The 15,213-nt window shown below is 71.4% G+C and carries 13 protein-coding genes and 1 tRNA gene; 11 read left to right on the forward strand and 3 right to left on the reverse strand.

Annotation, left to right across the window (positions count from 1 at the left end; translation table 11 throughout):
* The first annotated feature begins 71 nt into the window (after positions 1-71).
* Genes desA through Sdi02f_RS24560 form a run of 4 tightly spaced genes read left to right on the forward strand, consistent with a single transcriptional unit; the run spans position 72 to position 5,089 of the window.
* Positions 72-1,514, forward strand: a complete 1,443-nt coding sequence (gene desA / locus Sdi02f_RS24545; RefSeq protein ID WP_108934020.1) for a lysine decarboxylase DesA — start codon at positions 72-74, stop codon at positions 1,512-1,514.
* Entirely contained in the window at positions 1,498-2,778 is a 1,281-nt protein-coding gene (locus Sdi02f_RS24550) for a lysine N(6)-hydroxylase/L-ornithine N(5)-oxygenase family protein (protein WP_108934021.1), read from the forward strand. Before desA ends, Sdi02f_RS24550 begins: the two co-directional genes overlap by 17 nt.
* A complete protein-coding gene (locus Sdi02f_RS24555) occupies positions 2,775-3,323 on the forward strand; it encodes a GNAT family N-acetyltransferase (RefSeq protein WP_030400072.1) in 549 nt (182 codons plus the stop codon). Before Sdi02f_RS24550 ends, Sdi02f_RS24555 begins: the two co-directional genes overlap by 4 nt.
* Positions 3,320-5,089 carry an IucA/IucC family protein gene (locus Sdi02f_RS24560; protein ID WP_108934022.1) on the forward strand — a complete coding sequence of 590 codons (1,770 nt, stop codon included), beginning with the start codon at positions 3,320-3,322 and terminating at the stop codon, positions 5,087-5,089. Before Sdi02f_RS24555 ends, Sdi02f_RS24560 begins: the two co-directional genes overlap by 4 nt.
* A gap of 64 nt (positions 5,090-5,153) precedes the next feature.
* On the opposite strand, the gene Sdi02f_RS24565 is transcribed toward Sdi02f_RS24560, so the two are convergent.
* Positions 5,154-6,770 carry a beta-N-acetylhexosaminidase gene (locus tag Sdi02f_RS24565; protein ID WP_108934023.1) on the reverse strand — a complete coding sequence of 539 codons (1,617 nt, stop codon included), beginning with the start codon at positions 6,768-6,770 and terminating at the stop codon, positions 5,154-5,156.
* Between the two features lie 116 nt (positions 6,771-6,886).
* Between Sdi02f_RS24565 and Sdi02f_RS24570 the strand changes: the two genes are divergently transcribed.
* The 3 genes from Sdi02f_RS24570 (at position 6,887) to glmS (ending at position 9,989) form a co-directional block, all read left to right on the forward strand.
* A complete protein-coding gene (locus tag Sdi02f_RS24570; RefSeq protein WP_031184518.1) occupies positions 6,887-7,792 on the forward strand; it encodes a DUF4429 domain-containing protein in 906 nt (301 codons plus the stop codon).
* Between the two features lie 88 nt (positions 7,793-7,880).
* Positions 7,881-8,138: a hypothetical protein gene (locus Sdi02f_RS24575; protein WP_003976012.1), complete on the forward strand. Its 258-nt coding sequence runs from the start codon at positions 7,881-7,883 to the stop codon at positions 8,136-8,138.
* A 33-nt stretch (positions 8,139-8,171) separates the two neighbouring features.
* Positions 8,172-9,989, forward strand: a complete 1,818-nt coding sequence (glmS, locus tag Sdi02f_RS24580; protein WP_030400076.1) for a glutamine--fructose-6-phosphate transaminase (isomerizing) — start codon at positions 8,172-8,174, stop codon at positions 9,987-9,989.
* A gap of 108 nt (positions 9,990-10,097) precedes the next feature.
* Here glmS and Sdi02f_RS24585 read toward each other — a convergent pair whose 3' ends face one another.
* Positions 10,098-10,625, reverse strand: coding sequence for a universal stress protein (locus Sdi02f_RS24585; RefSeq protein ID WP_030400077.1), 528 nt, complete (start codon positions 10,623-10,625; stop codon positions 10,098-10,100).
* A 296-nt stretch (positions 10,626-10,921) separates the two neighbouring features.
* On the opposite strand from Sdi02f_RS24585, the gene Sdi02f_RS24590 reads away from it, so the two are divergent.
* The 4 genes from Sdi02f_RS24590 to Sdi02f_RS24605 all read left to right on the forward strand — a co-directional run bounded on the left by Sdi02f_RS24590 (position 10,922) and on the right by Sdi02f_RS24605 (position 13,779).
* Entirely contained in the window at positions 10,922-11,200 is a 279-nt protein-coding gene (locus Sdi02f_RS24590) for a hypothetical protein (RefSeq protein ID WP_108934024.1), read from the forward strand.
* Positions 11,201-11,586: 386 nt separating this feature from the next.
* Positions 11,587-12,777 carry a helix-turn-helix domain-containing protein gene (locus tag Sdi02f_RS24595; RefSeq protein WP_030400079.1) on the forward strand — a complete coding sequence of 397 codons (1,191 nt, stop codon included), beginning with the start codon at positions 11,587-11,589 and terminating at the stop codon, positions 12,775-12,777.
* A gap of 204 nt (positions 12,778-12,981) precedes the next feature.
* On the forward strand, positions 12,982-13,584 hold the full coding sequence (gene orn, locus Sdi02f_RS24600) for an oligoribonuclease (protein ID WP_031084170.1): 603 nt from the start codon (positions 12,982-12,984) through the stop codon (positions 13,582-13,584).
* A 122-nt stretch (positions 13,585-13,706) separates the two neighbouring features.
* Positions 13,707-13,779 (forward strand) — tRNA-His (locus tag Sdi02f_RS24605).
* Between the two features lie 138 nt (positions 13,780-13,917).
* On the opposite strand, the gene Sdi02f_RS24610 is transcribed toward Sdi02f_RS24605, so the two are convergent.
* The gene (locus Sdi02f_RS24610; RefSeq protein ID WP_030400081.1) at positions 13,918-14,973 is read right to left on the reverse strand and encodes a LacI family DNA-binding transcriptional regulator; all 1,056 of its coding nucleotides are present in this window, start codon (positions 14,971-14,973) and stop codon (positions 13,918-13,920) included.
* Positions 14,974-15,213: the final 240 nt, after the last annotated feature.

The following is a 15,213-nucleotide window of genomic DNA, read 5'->3' on the forward strand; positions in this document are numbered from 1 at the left end:
CCTAAGTTGAAGCGGGGGAGGGTTCAGCCCTCTCCCGCCCTCTCGGACCGTCCCCACCGGAGGACCCCCACATGCGCTCGCACCTGCTCAACGACACCACCGCGGAGCAGTACCGCCGCTCCGTGACCGAAGGAGTCGAGCGGGTGGCCGCCAGAATCGCCACCACCGACCGCCCGTTCACCGGTGTCGCGGTCGACGCCCTCTCCCGGCGCATCGACGGGATCGACCTCGACCGGCCCCTGCGCGACACGGCCGCGGTCCTCGACGAGCTGGAGGACGTCTACCTCCGCGACGCCGTCTACTTCCACCACCCCCGCTACCTCGCCCACCTCAACTGCCCGGTCGTGATACCGGCGTTGCTCGGCGAGGCGGTCCTGTCCGCCGTCAACTCCTCCCTGGACACCTGGGACCAGTCGGCCGGCGGCACGCTCATCGAGCGGAAACTGATCGACTGGACCACCGCGCGGATCGGCCTCGGCCCGGCCGCCGACGGCGTGTTCACCTCCGGCGGCACCCAGTCCAACCTCCAGGCGCTGCTGCTCGCCCGCGAGGAGGCGAAGGCCGAGTCACTGGCCGACCTGCGGATCTTCGCCTCCGAGGTGAGCCACTTCAGCGTGAAGAAGTCGGCGAAACTGCTCGGTCTGGGCCCCGACGCCGTCGTATCGGTCCCCGTCGACCACGACAAGCGTCTGCAGGCCGTCGCCCTCGCCCGGGAGCTGGAGCGCTGCGTGCGGGACGGCCTCGTCCCGATGGCCGTCGTCGCCACCGCCGGCACCACCGACTTCGGCTCCATCGACCCGCTGCCCGAGATCGCCGGGCTGTGCGAGCAGTACGGCGTGTGGATGCACGTGGACGCGGCCTACGGCTGCGGGCTGCTCGCCTCCCTCAAGTACCGGGACCGCATCGCCGGCATCGAGCGGGCCGACTCGGTCACCGTGGACTACCACAAGTCGTTCTTCCAGCCGGTGAGTTCGTCGGCCGTGCTGGTCCGGGACGCGGCCACCCTGCGCCACGCCACCTACCACGCGGAGTACCTCAACCCGCGCCGCATGGTGCAGGAGCGCATCCCCAACCAGGTGGACAAGTCCCTCCAGACCACCCGCCGCTTCGACGCGCTCAAGCTGTGGACGACCCTGCGCGTCATGGGCGCCGACGGCATCGGCGAACTCTTCGACGAGGTCTGCGACCTGGCCGCCGAGGGCTGGAAGCTGCTCGCCGCCGACCCGCGCTTCGACGTGGTCGTCGAGCCGTCGCTCTCCACCCTGGTCTTCCGCCACGTCCCGGCGGCCGTCACCGACCCCGCCGAGATCGACCGCGCCAACCTCTACGCCCGCAAGGCCCTGTTCGCCTCCGGCGACGCCGTGGTCGCGGGCACCAAGGTGGCCGGACGCCACTACCTGAAGTTCACCCTGCTCAACCCCGAGACGACCCCGGCCGACATCGCCGCCGTCCTCGACCTGATCGCCGGCCACGCCGAGCAGTACCTGGGAGACTCCCTTGACCGCGCTTCCTGAAGCCAGTGCCGCCTACGACTTCGTCGGGATCGGCCTCGGTCCCTTCAACCTCGGCCTGGCCTGCCTCACCGAGCCCATCGCCGAGCTGAACGGCGTCTTCCTGGAGTCCAAGCCCGACTTCGAGTGGCACGCCGGCATGTTCCTGGACGGCGCCCACCTCCAGACCCCCTTCATGTCGGACCTGGTCACGCTGGCCGACCCGACCTCGCCGTACTCCTTCCTCAACTACCTGAAGGAGAAGGGCCGTCTCTACTCGTTCTACATCCGCGAGAACTTCTACCCGCTGCGCGTCGAGTACGACGACTACTGCCGCTGGGCCGCGCACCGGTTGAGCAGCATCCGCTTCTCCACCACGGTCACCGAGGTCACCTACGACGAGCGCGAGGAGCTGTACGCCGTCGCCACCACCTCCGGCGACACCTACCGCGCCCGCCGCCTGGTCCTGGGCACCGGCACCCCGCCGTACGTCCCGGACGCCTGCCGGGGACTGGCGGGCGACTTCCTCCACAACTCCCGCTACCTCCAGCACCGGTCGGAGCTGGTGAAGAAGAAGTCGATCACGCTGGTCGGCAGCGGGCAGTCCGCCGCCGAGATCTACCGGGACCTGCTGGGCGAGATCGACGTCCACGGCTACCGGCTCAACTGGGTCACCCGCTCCCCGCGCTTCTTCCCCCTCGAATACACCAAGCTCACGCTGGAGATGACCTCGCCGGAGTACGTGGACTACTACCACGCGCTGCCCGAGGACACCCGCTACCGCCTCGCCGGCGAGCAGAAGGGCCTGTTCAAGGGGATCGACGGCGACCTGATCAACGAGATCTTCGACCTGCTCTACCAGAAGCGGCTCGGCGGTCCCGTCCCCACCCGGCTGCTCACCAACTCCGCGCTCACCAGCGCCCGCTACGCGGACGGCACCTACACGCTCGGCTTCCGCCAGGAGGAGCAGGGCGAGGACTTCGAGATCGAGACCGAGGGCCTGGTGCTGGCCACCGGCTACCGCTACACCGAGCCGGAGTTCCTCAAGCCCGTCCGCGACCGGCTGCGCTACGACTCCCGGGGCAACTTCAACATCGCCCGCAACTACGCCGTGGACGTCACGGGAAGCGGCGTCTTCCTGCAGAACGCCGGCGTCCACGCGCACAGCGTCACCAGCCCCGACCTGGGCATGGGCGCCTACCGCAACAGCTGCATCGTCCGGGAGCTGCTGGGCACCGAGTACTACCCGGTCGAGAAGACGATCGCGTTCCAGGAGTTCGCCGTATGAGCACCACCGCCACCGCCGTCGGGGCGCTGACGCTGCGCCCCGTCGACCCGCTGAACGACGCCGTGCTGCTGCACGGCTGGCTCACCCACCCCAAGTCCGCGTTCTGGATGATGCAGGACGCGAAACTGGTGGACGTCGAGCGGGCGTACATGGAGCTGGCCGCCGACGAGCACCAGCAGGCCCACCTCGGCCTGCACGACGGCGTCCCGGCCTTCCTGATGGAGCGCTACGACCCCGCCCACCGCGAGCTGGTCGGGCTGTACGAGCCCGAGCCGGGCGACGTCGGCATGCACTTCCTCGTCGCGCCGACCGACCGGCCCGTGCACGGCTTCACCCGCGCCGTGATCACCGCCGTGATGACCGAGCTGTTCGCCGACCCGGCCACCCGGCGGGTCGTCGTCGAGCCGGACGTCACCAACACCGCCGTCCACGCCCTGAACGCAGCCGTCGGATTCGTGCCCGCGCGCGAGATCCAGAAGCCGGAGAAGAAGGCGTTGCTGAGCTTCTGCACCCGCGAGCAGTTCGAGAGGGCGGTGTCCGCATGAGCCTCGCCGACGCCGTCGCCCACCTGAGCCCCGAGCGCTGGGAGCGGGCCAACCGCCTCCTGGTCCGCAAGGCGCTGGCCGAGTTCGCCCACGAGCGGCTGCTGGCCCCCGAGCCGGACGGGGCGGCATACGTCGTGCGCAGCGACGACGGCCAGACCGCCTACCGCTTCACGGCGACCCTGCGCCGGCTGGACCACTGGCAGGTGGCCGCCGACTCGATCACCCGTCACCGCGACGGCGTCGAAATCCCGCTCGCCGCCCTGGACTTCTTCATCGAGCTGAAGCAGACCCTGGGCCTGAGCGACGAGATCCTGCCGGTCTACCTGGAGGAGATCTCCTCCACCCTCTCCGGCACCTGCTACAAGCTGACCAAGCCGCAGGTCACCTCCGCCGAGCTGGCCCGCGGCGGCTTCCAGGCCGTCGAGACCGGCATGACCGAGGGCCACCCCTGCTTCGTCGCCAACAACGGACGGCTCGGCTTCGGCATCCACGAGTACCTGTCGTACGCGCCGGAGACCGCGAGCCCGGTCCGGCTGGTGTGGCTGGCCGCGCACCGCTCGCGGGCCGCGTTCACGGCGGGCGTGGGCATCGAGTACGAGTCCTTCGTCCGGGACGAGCTGGGCGACGCCACGGTCGACCGGTTTTACGGGGTGCTGCGCGGGCGCGGCCTGGACCCGGCCGACTACCTGCTCATCCCGGTCCACCCCTGGCAGTGGTGGAACAAGCTCACCGTCACCTTCGCCGCCGAGGTCGCCCGCGGGCACCTGGTCTGCCTGGGCGAGGGCGACGACGAGTACCTGGCCCAGCAGTCCATCCGCACCTTCTTCAACGCCTCGCATCCCGGGAAGCACTACGTGAAGACGGCCCTGTCCGTCCTCAACATGGGCTTCATGCGCGGACTGTCGGCGGCGTACATGGAGGCCACCCCGGCCATCAACGACTGGCTGGCCCGGCTGATCGAGGGCGACCCGGTGCTCAGGGCGACGGGGGTGAGCATCATCCGGGAGCGGGCGGCCGTCGGCTACCGGCACCTGGAGTACGAGCGGGCCACCGACCGCTACTCGCCGTACCGCAAGATGCTGGCGGCGCTGTGGCGGGAGAGCCCGGTGCCCTCGCTGCGGGAGGGCGAGACGCTCGCCACCATGGCCTCCCTGGTCCACGTCGACCACGAGGGCGCCTCCTTCGCGGGCGCGCTGATCGAGCGGTCGGGGCTCGCGCCCGCCGAGTGGCTGCGGCACTACCTGCGGGCCTACTACGTCCCGCTGCTGCACAGCTTCTACGCCTACGACCTGGTGTACATGCCGCACGGCGAGAACGTGATCCTCGTGCTGGAGGACGGGGTGGTGCGGCGGGCGGTCTACAAGGACATCGCCGAGGAGATCGCGGTGATGGACCCGGACGCGGTGCTGCCGCCGGAGGTCTCCCGCATCGCGGTGGACGTGCCGGACGACAAGAAGCTCCTGTCGATCTTCACGGACGTCTTCGACTGCTTCTTCCGCTTCCTCGCCGCGAACCTCGCGGAGGAGGGGATCGTGGAGGAGGACGTCTTCTGGCGGACGGTCGCGGAGGTCACCCGGGAGTACCAGGAGTCGGTGCCGGAGCTGGCGGACAAGTTCGCGCGGTACGACATGTTCGCGCCCGAGTTCGCGCTGTCCTGCCTCAACCGGCTCCAGCTTCGCGACAACCGGCAGATGGTGGACCTCGCCGACCCCTCCGGCGCGCTCCAGCTCGTCGGCCACCTGAAGAACCCCCTGGCGGGCCGGTAGCCGCCCGGCCCCCGCGGACGGGCGGGCACCCCGGAGACGGTCCTCCGGGGTGCCCGTCGGGCGTTCACCCCGCGGCGGGCCAGGGCACCTGCGGGGAGCGGTAGTAGTCGATCCCCGCCGCCTCCCAGTACGGCGCCTGCGCGGCGAGCCGCACCTTGTAGGTGTCCCAGTCGTGCGTCGAGGCGGGCGACCAGCCCAGCTCGGCGACGCCCGGCAGCCTCGGGAAGGCCATGAAGTCGAGCTGGTCGGGGTCGGAGAGGGTCTCCGTCCACAGCGGGGCCTCGACCCCGCGGACCGCTTCGGCCGGGGCGCCCGGCAGATAGGCGGCCGGGTCCCAGTCGTAGGACCGCTGCACCTCGACGTAGCCGGCCCAGGACAGGCCGAGCGGGGTGTCCTTGGTGTACTTCATGTCCAGGTAGGTCCGGTCGGCCGGGGAGAGGATCAGCCCGGTGCCGTTCCTGGCGGCCTCGGCGACCTCGGCCTTCTCCGTGTCACTGGTGCGGTCCAGTCCCCAGTACTGGACCAGCGCGCCCTCGGCCGGCTCGGCGCCGGCCAGCTGGTGCCAGCCGACGACCGTCTTGCCGTACTTGGCGACGATCGGCTGCACCCGCTTCATGAACGCCACGAAGTCGGCGTGCGGGGTGGAGTGCGCCTCGTCGCCGCCGATGTGCAGGTAGCGGCCGGGGGTGAGCGCGGCGAGTTCGCCGAGGACGTCGTCCACGAAGTCGTAGGTGACGTCCTTGTCCACGCACAGCGTGCTGAAGCCGACCTTGGTGCCGGTGTAGAGCGGGGGCGCCACGCCGTCGCAGTTCAGCTCCGCGTAGGAGGCGAGGGCGGCGTTGGTGTGGCCCGGCATGTCGATCTCGGGGATCACCTCCAGGTGGCGGGAGGCGGCGTAGCGGACGATCTCCCGGTAGTCCGCCTTGGTGTAGGAGCCGCCGGGCCCGCCGCCGACCTCGGTGGAGCCGCCGTAGGTGGCCAGGCGCGGCCAGGAGTCGACGGCGATGCGCCAGCCCTGGTCGTCGCTGAGGTGGAGGTGGAGCTTGTTGTACTTGTAGCGCACGACCCGGTCGATGTAGCGCTTGACCTCCTCGACGGTGAAGAAGTGCCGGGAGACGTCGAGCATGGCGCTGCGCCAGGCGTAGCGCGGGCTGTCCTCGACGGTGCCGCCGGCGACCAGCCAGGGGCTGGGCTGTACGGAGTCCTTCTCGACGGCGGGGGGCAGCAGTTGGCGCAGGGTCTGGACGCCGTGGAAGAGGCCGGCGGCCTTGCGGGCGGTGATGGTGACGCCCGAGCCGCCGCTGTCCAGGCGGTAGCCCTCGTCGCCGTACGGTCCCTCGGCCAGGCGCAGTTGTATGCCGCCGTGGCCGTGGGTGGTGACGGGGAGCCGGTAGCCGGTGGCGGGCCGCAGGAGGTCCGCGAGGTAGTCGCCGACGCGGCGGGCCTCGCGCGACGCGTCGACGCGGATGTGGGTACCGCGGGTGATGCGGTACGGGGCGCCGCCGGGGTCGACCGAGACGGGGGCCGGGATCACCTGGTCGAGGGGCGTGGGTTCCGCGGCCGCGCCCCGGCCCGCCGAGGCTCCGGTGGTCATGGCGCCGACCGCCGCCACCAGCAGCAGCGAACCCAGCAGCCGGGTGATGCGGGGAGTCGTTCTGTGGTGCCGTCGATGAGGTCTCACGTGCGCGCTCCCTTCGCGATGAGTGCAATCAAGGTCTGCGCCCTGGGTGTTGGAGACAGGTGCGGACCACTCTCCCGCACCATCACCGCCCGCGGGAGCGATGAAACAATCCCCGCATGACGGAAATCATCCAGAAGGACGGAACGTGGGTCTTCGACGGCGACGCCCTGCGGCTGACGCCGGGGCGGGACAAGAACGTCGGTCTGCTCCGCCGGGAGCTGGGTGAACTGCTCGTGCCGCTGGGCGCGTTGGCGGGCATATCGTTCGAGCAGGGGAAGAAGGCGGGGCGGCTCAGGCTCCGGCTGCGGGACGGCGCCGACCCCCTGCTGCAGGCGACGGGCGGCCGGCTGACCGAGCCGCACGACCCGTACCAGCTCCTGGTGGAGCCCGACCGGTACGGCGTGGCCGAGTACGTCGTGGACGAGGTGCGCAACGCGCTGCTCCTCGAACAGGTCCCGTCCGGTCCCGTGGACGCGTACCTGCTGCCGGGACCCTCGGTGCCGCTGTCGGTGTCGGCCGGGGACGGCGTCGCGAGCTTCGACGGGGAGCGGGTGCGCCTGGAGTGGAAGTGGCAGGCGGAGGACTCCAAGTCGGCCGCCGGGCCGCGCACCCTGCCGCTCGCCGACATCGTCGCCGTGGAGTGGCAGCCGACGGTGGGCCTGGAGAACGGCCACCTGCGCTTCACCGTGCGGGCTGCGCCGAGCAAGGTGCCGCCGAAGTACGACCCCAACGCGGTGGAGCTGTGGGGCTTCAAGCGGGACCCGCTGATGGCCCTGGTGGCCGCGGCCGTGCAGGCCCGCCTCCCGCACCCGGCCGCCCGCGCCGCCCTGGCGGACGCCCGCCCGGACGGGGAGCCGGCCGAGCCCGCTCCGGTCCCGGCCCCGGCCCCGGTCCCGGCCGCCGAGGACGACCACGACGCGCTGCTGCGCCGGCTGCGGGAGCTGGGCGAACTGCACCGCTCCGGGGTGCTCACGGACGAGGAGTTCACCCTGGCGAAGCAGGCGGTTCTGAAGCGGATGTAGACACAGCGGCACCACAGACACACCCACCCCTGCCCGATTTCGGGCAGGATTCTTGCGCAAGCGTCTCCCTTACCCCAGGATCTACCGGGTGCACGACGAACTCGTTGATCATCTGACGCGGTCCACCCCCCTGAGCCGGGGCGAGGCACTGCGTGTGGTCCAGGACGTGCTCGCCTACTTCGACGAGACGACCGAGGAGTACGTCCGTCGCCGCCACCGCGAGCTCCAGGCCCAGGGCCTGGTGAACGCGACGATCTTCGAACGGATCGAGGCGGAACTGAAATACCGCGCGGTCGCGCCGCCGGAGCTGTCGCTCCGTCAGCTGCGCCGCATCGTCTACGGCTGAGCCGGCCGAGAAGGACACGAGGGACACGGACACATGTGCGGAATCGTCGGATACATCGGCAAGCGTGACGTCGCACCCCTGCTCCTGGAGGGTTTGCAGCGCCTGGAGTACCGCGGCTACGACTCGGCGGGCATCGTCGTCACCTCCCCGAAGGCGACCGGCCTGAGGATGGTCAAGGCCAAGGGCCGGGTGCGCGACCTGGAGGCCAAGGTCCCGGCGCGCTTCAAGGGCACCACCGGCATCGCCCACACCCGCTGGGCCACCCACGGCGCCCCCTCCGACGTGAACGCCCACCCGCACATGTCGGCCGACAACAAGGTCGCCGTCGTCCACAACGGGATCATCGACAACGCCGCCGACCTGCGCCGCAAGCTGGAGGCGGACGGCGTCGAGTTCCTCTCCGAGACCGACACCGAGGTCCTCGTCCACCTCATCGCCCGCTCCGAGGCCGTCAAGCTCGAGGACAAGGTCCGCGAGACCCTGCGGGTCATCGAGGGCACGTACGGCATCGCCGTGATGCACGCGGACTTCCCCGAGCGCATCGTCGTCGCCCGCAACGGCTCGCCGGTCGTCCTCGGCATCGGCGAGAAGGAGATGTTCGTCGCCTCGGACATCGCCGCGCTGGTCGCCCACACCCGGCAGATAGTCACGCTCGACGACGGCGAGATGGCCACCCTCAAGGCCGACGACTTCCGCACCTACACCACCGAGGGCACCCGCACCACGTCCGAGCCCACCACCGTGGAGTGGGAGGCCGCCTCCTACGACATGGGCGGCCACGACACCTACATGCACAAGGAGATCCACGAGCAGGCCGAGGCCGTGGACCGCGTGCTGCGCGGCCGGATCGACGACCGCTTCTCCACCGTGCACCTCGGCGGCCTCAACCTGGACGCCCGCGACGCCCGCGCCGTGCGCCGCGTGAAGATCCTCGGCTGCGGCACCTCTTACCACGCGGGCCAGATCGGCGCCCAGATGATCGAGGAGCTGGCCCGCATCCCCGCCGACGCCGAGCCGGCCTCCGAGTTCCGCTACCGCAACGCGGTCGTGGACCCTGACACCCTGTACATCGCCGTCTCCCAGTCCGGCGAGACCTACGACGTGCTCGCCGCCGTGCAGGAGCTGAAGCGCAAGGGCGCCCGGGTCCTCGGCATCGTCAACGTCGTGGGCTCGGCGATCGCCCGCGAGGCCGACGGCGGCATGTACGTGCACGCCGGGCCCGAGGTGTGCGTGGTGTCCACCAAGTGCTTCACCAACACCTGCGTGGCCTTCGCGCTGCTCGCCCTGCACCTGGGCCGCACCCGCGACCTGTCGGTGCGCGACGGCAAGCGGATCATCGAGGGCCTGCGCAAGCTGCCCGCGCAGATCGAGGAGATGCTGAAGCAGGAGGAGGACGTCAAGAAGCTGGCCGCGCAGTACGCCGACGCCCGCTCGATGCTCTTCATCGGCCGCGTCCGCGGCTACCCGGTCGCCCGTGAGGCCTCCCTGAAGCTGAAGGAGGTCTCCTACATCCACGCCGAGGCCTACCCGGCCTCCGAGCTGAAGCACGGCCCGCTCGCCCTGATCGAGCCGGCCCTGCCGACGGTCGCGATCGTGCCGGACGACGACCTGCTGGAGAAGAACCGCGCGGCCATGGAGGAGATCAAGGCCCGCAGCGGTCAGATCCTCGCCGTCGCCCACCAGGAGCAGGAGAAGGCCGACCACACGATCGTCGTCCCGAAGAACGAGGACGAGCTGGACCCGATCCTCATGGGCATCCCGCTCCAGCTCCTCGCCTACCACACGGCGCTGGCCCTGGGCCGGGACATCGACAAGCCCCGCAACCTCGCCAAGTCGGTGACGGTCGAGTAGGCACCCGGTTCCCCACCGCGACGGCCCCCGCGTGTGTCACCGCACGCGGGGGCCGTCCTGTCGTTCATGCCGTCCGGAATGACCGGAGAGCCGGTTCAGCCCGACAGGTCACGGAATGACCACCACGGGCCGTTTCGCCCGCTTGGCGAGCCGGCCCGCCACGGAGCCGAAGAGGCGCCCGACCAGACCGTGACTGGAGCCGACGACGATGGCGTCCGCCTCGTACTCCCGCCCCACCTCTTCGAGTTCGTGGCAGATGTCGCCGCCGCGCTCGACCAGGATCCAGGGCACCTCGGCGAGGTAGTCGGCGCACGCCAGCTCCAGACCGAGCACCTCGGTGCGGTGGTCCGGCACGTCGACGAAGACCGGGGGTTCGCACCCGGCCCACACCGTGGTGGGCAGGCGGTTGGCGACGTGCACGATGACCAGGCCGGAACCCAGTCGACAGGCCATGCCGATGGCGTAGGCGAGGGCGCGCTCGCTGGAGGTGGAGCCGTCGAAGCCGACGACGACGCCGTGCTTGAAGGCTGGGTCGCACGACTGGCGTGGCTCTTCGGCCGCCAGGGGCTCGGCCGCCGTAGGTTCGGCGACGGGCCGCTTGCGGTCCGCGGGTTCGAAGAATTCGTGACCGGCCATGGCTGTCTCGGCGTTTTTATCCTCTATGGGGGACAACAGGGTGCGGCGGAGCTGTGTGTCCGGGAATCGTCTTCCCAACCCCATACCCGCAAGGGTACGGCGGCACGCCTCCTTCGCCCAGATCCCGGCGGAGGGTCCGCCGCGGGATTCCCCGGAGCATGCCCGAGAGGGCGCCCGTAACGCAATGGTTGCTGCTCTGTACAGGCGGTTTGCACGGGATTCAACTGTCCGTCACCGGTCGTGACCCCTGCGCCGCGCGGACGTTGATCCCCTTGCCGCCACCCCAGGGAGCACCCGTGACCCGACCGCACCGCCCCGCCGAGCCGCCCTCCGGCCCACCCCGCCGCGACGGCGTCACCGACCTCGTCCGCTGGGCGGCGTTCAGTTGCGTCCTCGTACCGGTCGCACTCCTGTGGTACGGCGCCTCGTTCGCGGGCGCCGCCGGCACGGCCCTCGGCCTGGCCGCCGTCACCGGCGCGTGCCGTCTGCTGCTGCGGCGCTCCGAACGTCACGCCACCCGGTCGCGCAGGCGCCGGGGCGGACGGCACGCGGGGAAAAACACACCGGTCGACTGACCGGTTTCCGCGCACAGTTCCGCTTCTTTTCAGCCAACTTCCGGGGGTGGCGCATCACCACCCCTCACCACCCCCCAACCCCCGTTCCACCTGCACGGACAGGGTCCCGGGACCCCTGCGCACCCTACGTGGATTGGCCACCGGCACAAGGCGCACTTCACAGGGGCGCCCCGGAGTGCAACGCTTCGTGATCGACTGCTTCACGCCAAGTTGCCATGTCGACATTGTCCCAAGTGCCGAACCAGCCACCTCGGCGCGACGGGACGCAGTAGATTCGATCTTGACCGTCTACGGCGGGGGACTCGTGCAGGACCGAGGGGAAACGTGTTGGAGCGACAGACCCGAAGGGTGAAGGGCGCCGCGACCACCGAGGGGGGCTTAGCAGGATGAGCCACGACTCCGCCGCCGCGCCGGAAGCCGCGGCCCGGAAGCTCTCCGGGCGACGCCGCAAGGAGATCGTCGCGGTGCTGCTGTTCAGCGGCGGCCCCATCTTCGAGAGTTCCATACCGCTGTCGGTGTTCGGCATCGACCGCCAGGACGCCGGCGTGCCCCGCTACCGGCTGCTGGTGTGCGCCGGCGAGGAGGGCCCGCTGCGGACCACGGGCGGTCTCGAACTCACCGCGCCGCAGGGCCTGGAGGCGATCTCGCGCGCGGGCACCGTCGTCGTGCCGGCCTGGCGGTCGATCACCTCACCGCCGCCGGAGGAGGCGCTGGACGCCCTGCGCCGGGCGCACGAGGAGGGGGCGCGCATCGTCGGACTGTGCACGGGGGCCTTCGTCCTCGCGGCCGCGGGCCTGCTGGACGGCCGGCCCGCCACCACGCACTGGATGTACGCGCCGACGCTGGCCAAGCGCTACCCGTCGGTGCACGTGGACCCGCGCGAGCTGTTCGTGGACGACGGCGACGTGCTGACGTCCGCGGGCACCGCGGCCGGGATCGACCTGTGCCTGCACATCGTGCGCACGGACCACGGCAACGAGGCGGCCGGTGCGCTGGCCCGCCGCCTGGTGGTCCCCCCGCGCCGCAGCGGCGGCCAGGAGCGCTACCTGGACAGGTCTTTACCGGAGGAGATCGGCGCCGACCCGCTCGCCGAGGTCGTCGCCTGGGCGCTGGAGCACCTCCACGAGCAGTTCGACGTGGAGACGCTGGCCGCGCGCGCCTACATGAGCCGCCGCACCTTCGACCGCAGGTTCCGCTCGCTGACGGGCAGCGCCCCGCTCCAGTGGCTGATCACCCAGCGGGTCCTGCAGGCGCAGCGGCTCCTGGAGACGTCGGACTACTCGGTGGACGAGGTCGCGGGCCGCTGCGGCTTCCGCTCGCCGGTCGCCCTGCGCGGCCACTTCCGCCGCCAGTTGGGTTCGTCCCCGGCCGCCTACCGCGCCGCCTACCGGGCCCGCCGCCCCCAGGGCGACCGCCAGCCCGACCAGGACACCGCGAGCGCCGCACGTCCCCTGCCCCCGTCCGACCCGCCGGCCGCCCTCCCCCCGGAGACCGCGGTCCCGTTCCAGTCCCGCCGCACGGCGGCCCCCCTCCCGGCGGGCACGGCGAGCGTCCCGGGCCAGCGCAGCGCGCCGTGACGTGACGCCGCCCCCGAAACGCCGGGCGGGGCAGCTCGGCCCGTCCGGCGTTCACCTCCGAGGCCGGGCGGGGCGGCTCGGCCCGTCCGGCGTCTGAGGACGAGGCCCGTTCGGGGCCGGGCGGGGGCCCGGGGGCGGCAGCCCCCGCGGGGTCCGCACCGACGCCGGGGACCACGGACCAGGCGCCCCCCGTACAGTGGCCGCATGAACGATCGCATGGTGTGGATCGACTGCGAGATGACCGGCCTCTCGCTGTCCGACGACGCGCTCATCGAGGTTGCCGCCCTCGTCACCGACTCCGAGCTGAACATCCTCGGCGAGGGCGTCGACATCGTCATCCGCCCGCCGGACCGCGCCCTGGAGACGATGCCGGAGGTGGTGCGCGAGATGCACACCGCGTCCGGACTGCTCGCCGAACTGGACGGCGGCACGACCCTCGCGGACGCCGAGGCCCAGGTGCTGGCCTATGTGCGCGAGCACGTGAAGGAGCCCGGCAAGGCCCCGCTGTGCGGCAACTCCGTCGGCACCGACCGCGGATTCCTGCTGCGCGACATGGCCGCGCTGGAGAGCTACCTGCACTACCGCATCGTCGACGTCTCCTCGATCAAGGAGCTGGCCCGCCGCTGGTACCCGCGGGCGTACTTCAACAGCCCCGAGAAGAACGGCAACCACCGCGCGCTCGCCGACATCCGCGAGTCCATCGCCGAGCTGCGCTACTACCGCGAGGCGGTCTTCGTCCCGCAGCCCGGCCCCGACTCCGACACGGCCAAGGCGATCGCCGCCAAGCACGTCGTGTCCGCCGGCTAGGGGCAGCGGGACCGTCGGCGGCGGCGTGCGGAAAGCCGGGCGCGAGCACCCCTTCGGACCCTGTACACTTTTTCTCAGCCGGTCGGGAAACCCCGCCACGCGGGATTCGAGCACCGGCCTTGGTGGGTGTAGCTCAGCTGGTAGAGCACCTGGTTGTGGTCCAGGTGGCCGCGGGTTCAAGTCCCGTCACTCACCCTGAGTGATCAGCCGGTGATTCTCGTAAGAGAGTCACCGGCTGATCGCGTTGTGGGGCCCGTACGTCGCGGAGCCCGTACACGGCACGCGCTCCGACGGCACCGCACCGCCCAGGGCGCGGCCCCGCCGGCCCTCACCTCACGACGACCGCCGCTCCACCAGCTCCGTCGCCAGCACCACCTGGTGCCGCCCCAGCCCGCGCGAAGCGACCGGCCTGCGGTCGGCGATCTCGGCCAGCAGCAGGTCGATCATCGCGCGGCCCATCTCCTCGATGGGCTGGCGCACGCTGGTCAGCGGCGGCTCCATGTGCCGGGCGATCGCCGAGTCGTCGTAGCCGACCAGCGCCACGTCGTCCGGGATGCGCCGGCCCGCCTCGCGCAGGACCTGGCCCGCACCGGCCGCGGTGACGTCGGAGGCGGCGAAGACCGCGTCGACGTCGGGGTGGCGGCGCAGCAGCTCCGCCATCGCGCGGCGCCCGCCCTCCTCGGTGAAGTCGCCCGGTTCGATCAGCCCCTCGTCCACCTCGTGGCCCGCGTCGCGCAGGGCGTCGCGGTAGCCGTCGACGCGCCGCTGGGCACCGTAGACGGCGAGGTGGCCGGTGATGTGGGCGATCCGGCCGCGCCCCCGGGACAGCAGGTGCTCGACGGCCGAGCGGGCGCCGCCGTAGTTGTCGGAGTCCACCGACGCCAGCGGCTCGGCGGCCGAACGCGGGCCGCTGATCACCGCGGGGATCTCGAGCTGGGTCAGCAGGTCGGGCAGCGGGTCGTCGGCGTGCACCGAGACCAGCAGGACGCCGTCCACCCGGTGCGCCGCGAGGTACTGGGCGAGGCGCGCCCGCTCCCGGTCGCTGCCCGCGAATATCAGCAGGAGCTGCATCTCGGTCTCGGACAGCTCGGAGCCGACGCCCTTGAGCATGTCCGAGAAGTAGGGCTCCGCGAAGAACCGGGTCTCCGGCTCCGGCACCACCAGGGCGATCGCGTCCGTGCGGTTGGCCGCCAGCGCGCGGGCCGCCGTGTTCGGGACGTAGCCGAGTTCCTCGACCGCCGCCTCGACCGCCGCCCGGGTCGCGTCGCTCACCCGGGGGGAGCCGTTGATCACGCGGGAGACCGTGCCGCGGCCGACGCCCGCGCGTGCCGCCACCTCTTCGAGGGTGGGCCGGCCACCGCTCCGCCCACGCACTCCGTGGCTTGCCATCGGCTCCGCCTCCCGTCGTTCCCCGCACTCTGCGGCTGGCCTGGAATTTAACAGGCCGGTCGGGTGTAATGACCGACTCCGGCCGCTCCGCCCGCCGCACGGGAGTGTCTCCGTGCCGCACGCAACGTCCAGTTAACAGGCCGATAACTGAACGCAATTCGTCGCGTCCGCTCCCTTGACACCCCCGCCCGGACCCGCGAATCTTCAACACATCACTTGTGGGAGCGCTCCCACACTACC

Origin of the sequence: Streptomyces ardesiacus (assembly GCF_003112575.1) — a bacterium.
GTDB lineage: Bacteria > Actinomycetota > Actinomycetes > Streptomycetales > Streptomycetaceae > Streptomyces > Streptomyces ardesiacus.

Bases quoted from the DNA above. Each gene is read 5' to 3' on its own strand.
- orn (WP_031084170.1), top strand. From the start codon at position 12,982: ATGAACGATCGCATGGTGTGGATCGACTGCGAGATGACCGGCCTCTCG.
- Sdi02f_RS24610 (WP_030400081.1), bottom strand. From the start codon at position 14,973: ATGGCAAGCCACGGAGTGCGTGGGCGGAGCGGTGGCCGGCCCACCCTC.
- glmS (WP_030400076.1), top strand. From the start codon at position 8,172: ATGTGCGGAATCGTCGGATACATCGGCAAGCGTGACGTCGCACCCCTG.
- Sdi02f_RS24595 (WP_030400079.1), top strand. From the start codon at position 11,587: ATGAGCCACGACTCCGCCGCCGCGCCGGAAGCCGCGGCCCGGAAGCTC.
- desA (WP_108934020.1), top strand. From the start codon at position 72: ATGCGCTCGCACCTGCTCAACGACACCACCGCGGAGCAGTACCGCCGC.
- Sdi02f_RS24570 (WP_031184518.1), top strand. From the start codon at position 6,887: ATGACGGAAATCATCCAGAAGGACGGAACGTGGGTCTTCGACGGCGAC.
- Sdi02f_RS24555 (WP_030400072.1), top strand. From the start codon at position 2,775: ATGAGCACCACCGCCACCGCCGTCGGGGCGCTGACGCTGCGCCCCGTC.
- Sdi02f_RS24560 (WP_108934022.1), top strand. From the start codon at position 3,320: ATGAGCCTCGCCGACGCCGTCGCCCACCTGAGCCCCGAGCGCTGGGAG.
- Sdi02f_RS24585 (WP_030400077.1), bottom strand. From the start codon at position 10,625: ATGGCCGGTCACGAATTCTTCGAACCCGCGGACCGCAAGCGGCCCGTC.